The sequence below is a fragment of the Streptococcus mitis genome, assembly GCF_946188695.1.
Taxonomy (GTDB): Bacteria; Bacillota; Bacilli; order Lactobacillales; family Streptococcaceae; genus Streptococcus; species Streptococcus mitis_DF.
In genome coordinates, this window is record NZ_CAMHWI010000039.1 from 1 (window position 1) to 1,626 (window position 1,626).

Genomic DNA, 1,626 nt, shown 5'->3' on the forward strand with positions numbered 1-1,626 from the left:
CATCAAAAAAGAAAGGACGAAATTTGTCCTTTCTCGAGCTTAGCTTTTCATCAACCCACTACAGTTGACAAAGAGCCCAAAAATCTCCTAGCAGGCTTTTCTGCTAGGAGATTTTCTTACGAGAGATACTTGTTTAAACTCTAAAAATCAGATTCATTATCTAATAATCAAACAATCTACTAATTAAGCTTCTCCGTCTTCTTTACGACGACGTCCTGCAAGACCGAGACCAAGTAATGCACTTGCAGCTGCTGCTACCATAGCTACAGTAGAATCCACTGTACCTGTATTTGGCAATTCTTTAGCCACTTTACGCGCATTTGCTTGTGCTGATACTGTTTGGCTAGCATTAGATGCTGCTTGAGTAGTAGCTGGAGCTACAGCTGGTGTTTGCGCAGATTGATCGTTAGCTGGAGCTACAGCTGGTGTTTGAGCAGATTGGTCGTTAGCTGGTGTTGCATGATCAGTTGATGGAGCAACTTTCGCCATGAAGTCTTCGATACGTTTAACCATTGCATCCACTTCTGCTTGAGTTGCGTCTGCATTAGCAAATACTTTCTTAGCATCTGCTGATAATGCATTCGCTTCTTTTGCAGTTTCTGCATCAAGCTTAGCTGATTCTTTAATAATCAATTCATCTAATTGATGGATAGCACCTTCTAACTTAGCTTTATTAACTTTGGCTTCAGTGTTATTAGCTCCGTTATTTGCTCCATTTCCTTCATTTCCATAATTTTGTGAAACAATAACTTCAACAGGTACGTTAATTTCTTCTACGCTTCCATCTGCTAATTTAACTGTTACTTTAGCCATCACTGTACCTAATGCTGATGTTGTAGGTTTTTCAACCTTAACAATTTCTACACCGCTTGGTAAGTTTAGTTTTGATAAAACATCTTTATCTGTTAAAGATTCACCTTGCTTAACAGTTACAGAACCATTTACAAACAATTTTGATAAATCATATTCTTCTTGCTCACGAATAACTGCTGAAATACGGTAAACAAAGTTACGAATCGCTTGATCTACATCTGCTTCTGTGGCTGCTTTTTGAATAGCTTCAATTGCTTCCTTAGCTTTGTTGACTACTTGTGCTTTTGCCGCTGCTTTTTCTGCTTCTGTTAAATCAGTTGCATTTTCAAGTTCAGCTAATTTCTTAGCTAATTCAGCTTCTACTTCTGCTTTGGCTTTAGCCTTGTAATCTGTTGTTGCTGGTGCTACTTTAGCGATTTCTGCTTTTCCTGCTTCTTTCGCTGCTTCTACTTCTGCTTCCGTTGTAGCTTTTTCTATTGCTTCGATTGCTTTCTTAGCTTCAGCTGCTACTTGTGCTTTTGCCGCTGCTTTTTCTGCATCTGAAAGTTTGTCGTTGGCATCGATCGCTGCTTCTTTGGCTTTTGCTGCTTTTTCGATTTCCGCTTTCGCTGCTGATTTTCCTACTTCTACCGCTGGTGCTGGTGTTACTTTAGCGATTTCTGCTTTTCCTTCAGCCTCTTTTGCGTCTACTCCAGCTTGGTCAGTTGCTGCATCGATCGCTTTCTTAGCTTCGTCCGCTGCTTTCTTAGCTTCTTCTTTCGCTGCTGATTTTTCTGCATCTGAAAGTTTGTCGTTAGCGTCGATCGCTTTGTC

The 1,626-nt window shown here is 40.2% G+C and carries 1 protein-coding gene; it reads right to left on the reverse strand.

Going from position 1 to position 1,626, the window contains the following annotated elements:
* Window positions 1–183 precede the first annotated feature (183 nt).
* The coding region (locus N8L33_RS09895) for a DUF1542 domain-containing protein (RefSeq protein ID WP_261059743.1) at window positions 184–1,626 on the reverse strand (1,443 nt) is incomplete at its 5' end.